Annotated in this window: 8 protein-coding genes; 6 read left to right on the top strand and 2 right to left on the bottom strand. The window is 60.0% G+C overall.

The genetic code is table 11. From position 1 onward, the window contains the following. Positions 1 to 242 precede the first annotated feature (242 nt). From EN993_RS30010 to EN993_RS29995, 4 genes are all read left to right on the top strand, one after another. Positions 243 to 998, top strand: coding sequence for a terminase family protein (locus EN993_RS30010; protein WP_127265594.1), 756 nt, complete (start codon positions 243 to 245; stop codon positions 996 to 998). A gap of 235 nt (positions 999 to 1,233) precedes the next feature. Further along, complete coding sequence (locus tag EN993_RS30005; protein ID WP_127265593.1) at positions 1,234 to 1,632, top strand: type II toxin-antitoxin system RelE/ParE family toxin; 399 nt, start codon at positions 1,234 to 1,236, stop codon at positions 1,630 to 1,632. Continuing rightward, positions 1,607 to 2,143, top strand: a complete 537-nt coding sequence (locus EN993_RS30000; RefSeq protein ID WP_164757897.1) for a helix-turn-helix transcriptional regulator — start codon at positions 1,607 to 1,609, stop codon at positions 2,141 to 2,143. The genes EN993_RS30005 and EN993_RS30000 overlap by 26 nt, the downstream gene beginning before the upstream one ends. After that, entirely contained in the window at positions 2,140 to 2,787 is a 648-nt protein-coding gene (locus EN993_RS29995; RefSeq protein WP_127265591.1) for a hypothetical protein, read from the top strand. The genes EN993_RS30000 and EN993_RS29995 overlap by 4 nt, the downstream gene beginning before the upstream one ends. 298 nt (positions 2,788 to 3,085) lie before the next feature. On the opposite strand, the gene EN993_RS29990 is transcribed toward EN993_RS29995, so the two are convergent. Further along, complete coding sequence (locus EN993_RS29990; RefSeq protein ID WP_127265590.1) at positions 3,086 to 3,457, bottom strand: nuclear transport factor 2 family protein; 372 nt, start codon at positions 3,455 to 3,457, stop codon at positions 3,086 to 3,088. A 120-nt stretch (positions 3,458 to 3,577) separates the two neighbouring features. Between EN993_RS29990 and EN993_RS29985 the strand changes: the two genes are divergently transcribed. Further along, positions 3,578 to 4,147, top strand: a complete 570-nt coding sequence (locus EN993_RS29985; RefSeq protein ID WP_127265589.1) for a hypothetical protein — start codon at positions 3,578 to 3,580, stop codon at positions 4,145 to 4,147. A 208-nt stretch (positions 4,148 to 4,355) separates the two neighbouring features. Here the strand turns inward: EN993_RS29985 and EN993_RS29975 are convergent, their stop codons facing one another. Then, on the bottom strand, positions 4,356 to 4,970 hold the full coding sequence (locus EN993_RS29975) for a methyltransferase domain-containing protein (RefSeq protein ID WP_127265587.1): 615 nt from the start codon (positions 4,968 to 4,970) through the stop codon (positions 4,356 to 4,358). 287 nt (positions 4,971 to 5,257) lie between these two features. On the opposite strand from EN993_RS29975, the gene EN993_RS29965 reads away from it, so the two are divergent. After that, on the top strand, positions 5,258 to 5,671 hold a 414-nt coding region (locus tag EN993_RS29965), incomplete at its 3' end, for a portal protein (protein WP_245469014.1).

Raw genomic sequence — 5,671 nt, 5'->3', positions numbered from 1 at the left:
CCCTTCTTCCCTTCTCCCCCTGGGGGAGAAGGTGGCCTCGCGAAGCGAGGTCGGATGAGGGGTGTTTTAGGGAATGCCAACGCCTCACTCCGCTGGAACACCCCTCAACCGTCTCGGCGCGGCGCGCCGATCCACCTTCTCCCACAGGGGGAGAAGGGAAGAGCCGTCGCGCCCGATCCGAAAAACCGCGTCCGAACAATGCCATACAGTCGCCACCTCGCAACGTGATTCAGGTATCCCCCATGTCCCGTCACGTCACCTTCATGACCATCGACGATGCCGAGCACTATTCGCCGCAGGAGCGCGCGGCGATCGTTGCCGCCTATCCGGCGCATGAACGCGAGGCCCGCGCGCGCGGCATTCCGGTGCTGGGCTCCGGCCGTATCTTTCCGGTGGCCGAGGCGCTGATCGCCTGCGAGCCGTTTCGGCTGCCGCGCTACTGGCCGAGGCTGGGCGCGCTCGATTTCGGCTGGGACCATCCGTCGGCCGCGGTCGAACTCGCCTGGGATACGGAGGCCGATGTCGTCTATGTCACCAAATCAGCGCGGGCCTCGCAGCAGACGCCGGCGATGCAGACGCTGACGCTCAAACCCTGGGGCGAATGGCTGCCCTTCGCCTGGCCGCGCGACGGCCGTCGCGAAACGCTGGAAGGGGCGGGCGTGGCGCTCGCCCGGCAGTATGCCGCGCACGGGCTGAACATGCTGACCCGCCACGCACAATTCCCCGACGGGTCGGTCTCGGTCGAGGCCGGGCTGATGGAAATGCTCGACCGTATGCAGAGCGGCCGCTTCAAGGTGTTTTCGACGCTGGCCGACTGGTTCGAGGAGTTTCGGCTTTTTCATCGCAAGGACGGCCAGGTGGTCAAGCTGCGGGATGATCTGATGGCGGCGACACGCTATGGCGTGATGATGCTGCGCGAGGCGGTGGTGGATCCGGCGGAGTTCAAGGCAGCGAGAAGGCCGGTAGGGCAGAGCGATCCGCTGGGGGCGTTTCGGTGAGGCGCGGAGCGCCTATTACCTCATTCCCGGGCCTGGCTTGACCCGAGGTCGACTCCCTAACGTTACAGCGTAGCGACAGTTCGTGTTGATCGACACACATCTGCAACGCATGAGATCGAGCACATCGAAAGACTGTCGCAAGGCGGATGCATAGCTATATCATTGGATTCATGCTCCATTAGCCAATTGGAATCATTTTGGCGCGGTCCGATATACTATTTATCGCAAAATTGCTATGGCAAATTGGACATATCGATGCTATGATGACGGAAGGCCGTCAAACCTTTGGCAGCGATGGTATGATGATACTCCGCAAGCACGAGGCGCGCACAATGCCGCTTTTGAAATGCTCGAACAGCTAGAAATCTGGGCGCCTCCAAATTTTAAGCCACTAAAAGGTGAGTACAAAGGCCTGCATGAAGTGAAATTCTTTGGCAGAGACCACAAGCAGTGGCGAATCTTTGGGAAGGCTGACCAGAAGAATCAGAGCTATTTGGCTTTGAGCGTAGGTTTTCACAAAGACAAAGAATACACACCTAGTAATATTCTGGCAAAAGCCAAGGAACGTCTGACAGAAATTTATTCAAATCCAAAGAAGGCAAAAACTTGTGATCGCCCTGGCAGAAACCCTTAAGCGTTATTTGGATAAGGACTATCGCGATGGATATGTGCAAACGCGTGTTCGGGCCGGTGTTGCATATCAGATAAAGGCGCTTCGGCGGAAATTTGGCCTTTCACAAAGTGAAATGGCGCAGCGTACAGAAAAGAAGCAAAGCGTAATTTCCCGACTGGAGAATACAGAATACGGAAAGGTCACGGTGCAGACGCTTCTTGATATCGCAAGCGGATTGGACGTTGCATTGCTTGTCCAGTTTGTCTCTTACCCGGATTTCTTGAAGCGTACAGCGGACATGTCCGATAAAGCGCTTCAGCCAGACACGATTCACGAGAGCTTCAACGCAGCGCGCCGTGATAATTCCCAGACAATCGACTATCGGAAATTTAATCCGGTGCTTTCACCAATGTCTGCGCAGGTCCGCAATATTTTTGACAACCAAAATCAGAACGTTCGACAATTGGGTCTGGTTGAAAGCCAGAGGAATCAAATTGGCGCTAATGACCACAAACAGGAATTGAGACAGTGAAATTGGTGTCTATCGAGATAACACGCGTCACCTCCCTTTTCCTATCGAGCCGCCTAGAGGGACAGTTGTATCTGCCTGCCGCTACTGCCGACTTCGCTCAGAAATATGAATTTGTCGAATTTCCGAAAACCTTGGAGGAAATGCGGAAGGCCAAAGTTGAATTTCGTCACGGCCGTTTCAATAATATTTCAATTGAATCTGTTGACCTCTACAACGATGGCGTGGTGATAACGTCACGGGCGAGTAGCAACGTCTTGGACGAATTTCTTATTGATGTTCTGGCCTATATGTCGGAGCGCTGGCACGCCACTTTTACAAAGGCTTTCCCTATAGATAGGATGTACGAGTCGACTCTCACATTTCATAGCGACAAGGACGTGCTAAAACTGCTTGCCGCGTTGAACAATATCAGTCGTTCTATCTCGAACAGGCTGAACGCCACAACCGGAGCGGCTATTGACTACTATCCCTTTGGTATCGGGTTGAGCGCCGATCACGCCAAGATACCGTCTTTGAAGCCGATCCCGTTCCGTATAGAAAGACGCGAAGGGGTCGATTTTGGCGCCAATATCTACTTCAGCGCAGCGCCGCTAAAGACAGACGACCACATTGAAATTCTCAATGAGTGGGAAAGGTCAGTCTAAGCGCTTTTATCGGCCTTCGCCGACTCCCCGGCGATGTCGGCGCCCCGCTCTGACGTCATATTCTCTGCGCGCTTTTCCGCCTCTCGTGCCAGCCCCAAGGCAGTGGCGCCTTGCCGTATCAACCGGTTTCCGCCACGTCAGCTTCGCTGACGAAAGTCCATCCATGCCCCGCATCATCCCCGCCACGTTGCGCGACCTCTCCTACGTCGCCGCCAACCTGCGCCCCGAAGACCGCGCCGAGATCGATTGCCAGCTTGACCATTGGTCGCTGGCGCCGATGTGACCCATGTCCCAGCTCCTACTCCACGATCTTCCAATAAGAATCCTTGCGGATCACCTTGCCGTCGCGGAACGTGTAGAAGTCGCAACCCCGGACTTCCTTTTTCACGCCCTCGCGGGTGGTGCCGGTGAGGGTCCATTTGGACATGCCGGTGTCGGCGGCCTCGTCTGCAAAGTGCTCAGCCTTGCCGTAGTGGACATCGGGCAGGCCTTCGAAGCGTGTCGCCAGCGCGTCCCATACGCTGCGCTTGCCCTCGTAACGCGTTCCCCAGGGCTCGGCGCCCCTCGGCATCTCCAGGACGCAGTCGTCGGCAAAGAACGCCATGATGCGATCGAGATCGTGCGCGTTGAAGGCTTCGCATAGCTCCGTCAGTGTCGCTCGAATGTCCATTCGCCCGTCTCCTGCCGTCGATGTCCGAAGTAGGTCACTGGCGACGGGGCCGGTCAAGGGCGCAAGCGGCCGAGACTCCGCCCGAAAGCGGGAAGTGCAACCCATTGCTCAGGCCTGCCCATGACCGTCCGCATCATCCCCGCCACGCTGCGCGACCTCTCTTATATCGCCGCCAATCTTCGCCCTGAAGACCGGGCCGAGATCGACTGCCAGCTCGACCATTGGTCGCCGGCGCTGCTGGCGCTGGCGGCGTTGCAGGGGTTTGCCTATGTCGCGGAACTCGACGGCAATCCGGAAGCCGGGTTTGGCGCCGCCGAACAGCGCGGCGGGCTGTGGATCGCCTGGAGCTGGGGCACGCGCCGCATGCGGCGCTGCGTGCCTGGCATTACCGGGTTCTTTCACGCCGTGCTGGGGCCGCAGGTATCCGCGCGCGGCGCCTGGCGGGTCGAGGCCCGCGCCTTGGCCGCCAACGATCTCGCGCTGCGCTGGCTTGGCCGGCTGGGCGCCACGCAACGCTGCCTGCTGCCTGGCTATGGCCGCAACGGCGAAGATTTTTTCCTCTACGACTGGACAAGAGAAGGCTGGAACCATGTGTCTGTTGCAAAAACCACCGGAACTGAAGCCGCTGCCGCCAACGCCGACGGCGCAGGACAAGGACGTGCAGGCGCGCGAGGCGGCACTGCGGGCTGAGCTCGAACAGCGTCAGGGCACAGCCAGCACCATCAAGACCGACCTCGCGCCAGGCAGCCTCACCGGCCAGCGCCGCGTGCTGCTGGGGCTTTAGACCATGACCGCGATGAAGCGCAGTTTCAGGAAGCGCGTGTGGGATTGGTGGGTGTGGCGACGGCATGCGCGGGTGATGAGAAGGCGGGGGTGATCTCCCCCCTCGAGGGGGAGATCAGCTCGCCTTTTTCGCAAAAGCCCAGACCATCAGCGGGTATTCCTCGTCGTTGCTGAGATCCCGCCACAGACCGTAGGCACGCACGGGGCCGCCGATATGGGCCCTGGCGCAGGCCTTGTTGCCCCAGCCGTGGACCTTGACGTTGGCTTCCGCGAAGCCGCCCTCGACCATCAGCTGCTTGAGGCCGGCGGGGGTCCATCTGTTGTAGTCGTGCGGCCTGGCGTGCACGCGAAACAGGAAGGGTGTCGCCACCATCGCCCAGCCGCCGGGCCGGGTCATGGCGTGGATGTTCTGCACCGCCGCTTGCGGCCGCTGCACGTGCTCAAGCACCTGGTCGGCGATGACGATGGAATATTGCTCGTCGGTGCGGTCCTTGCAGATGTCGAAGGCGGGGAAATCGACGCTGCGGTAATTGGGGCACATTGTGCGCCAGTAGCGGTTCCAGCCGGGCGAGATCTCGATCACGTCGGAGGCCTTGCGGTTGCCGGCTTCGAGAAAGAGGCTGAACGCCTCGATCTGGCGGACGCGCAGCCAGTTGCGGGAATCGTAACCGATGAGCCGTTTCACGGCGCGTTTGCTTTGGCTTTTCAGGGCGGCAAGGCTTGTCGTCACATCGACCTCCAACAAAACCCGCCGCAGACGTGCGTAGCACCGCCAAGTGGGCAAAAGATGACAAGACAGCCGATCTCTCCCCTCGTGGGGGAGATGCCCGGCAGGGCAGAGGGGGGCGCTGTCCCGCCGGCCTGTCGGCACATTGCAATGCGTTTCCCTGCAGGTTGTCAGTCGCCTGGATTGAAGAGCTGGCGATCCTTCGCGCCCCCCTCTGGCCTGCCGGCTATCTCCCCCACGAGGGGTGAGATCGACAGCTTCGGCGACGCGCCAATCAAGCGAGATTGAAAATGACCGATTCCCGCGCCCGCGATATCCTGTCGCGCCAGTCCGAGCTCGAGAGCGAGCGCAGCCAGTATGAGGCTGTGTGGGAGCAGGTGGCGGAGTTCTGCGACCCCGATGCGCCCGATATCTGGAGCGGGCGCCGAACCGGCAGTCCGGACTCGCAGGCCGAGCGGCAGGAGCGGCGCGGCGCCCGCGTCTATGCCAACACCATCAACTCGGCCGCCAACCGGCTGGCCGCGGGGCTGGAAAGCCTGATCATCCCGCAGTCGGAAAAATGGCATGGGCTGTCGACGGCGGCCATGAACGACGAGGAGACCGACGAGGAGAAGGAATGGGCGGAAGCTCTGCGCGATTTCCTGTTTGCGCTGCGCTACTCCGCCAATTCGAATTTCGTGCCGGCGACGCAAGCCTGCCTGCGC

The organism is Mesorhizobium sp. M7D.F.Ca.US.004.01.2.1, from assembly GCF_003997785.1.
In the GTDB taxonomy this organism is placed as follows: Bacteria; Pseudomonadota; Alphaproteobacteria; order Rhizobiales; family Rhizobiaceae; genus Mesorhizobium; species Mesorhizobium loti.
Note: the sequence above shows the minus strand (reverse complement) of the source record. Positions and strands in the feature narration are given on the sequence as shown.

Coding starts and splice junctions, on each gene's coding strand:
- EN993_RS30010 (WP_127265594.1), top strand. CDS start 243: ATGTCCCGTCACGTCACCTTCATGACCATCGACGATGCCGAGCACTAT.
- EN993_RS30005 (WP_127265593.1), top strand. CDS start 1,234: ATGGCAAATTGGACATATCGATGCTATGATGACGGAAGGCCGTCAAAC.
- EN993_RS29990 (WP_127265590.1), bottom strand. CDS start 3,457: ATGGACATTCGAGCGACACTGACGGAGCTATGCGAAGCCTTCAACGCG.
- EN993_RS29985 (WP_127265589.1), top strand. CDS start 3,578: ATGACCGTCCGCATCATCCCCGCCACGCTGCGCGACCTCTCTTATATC.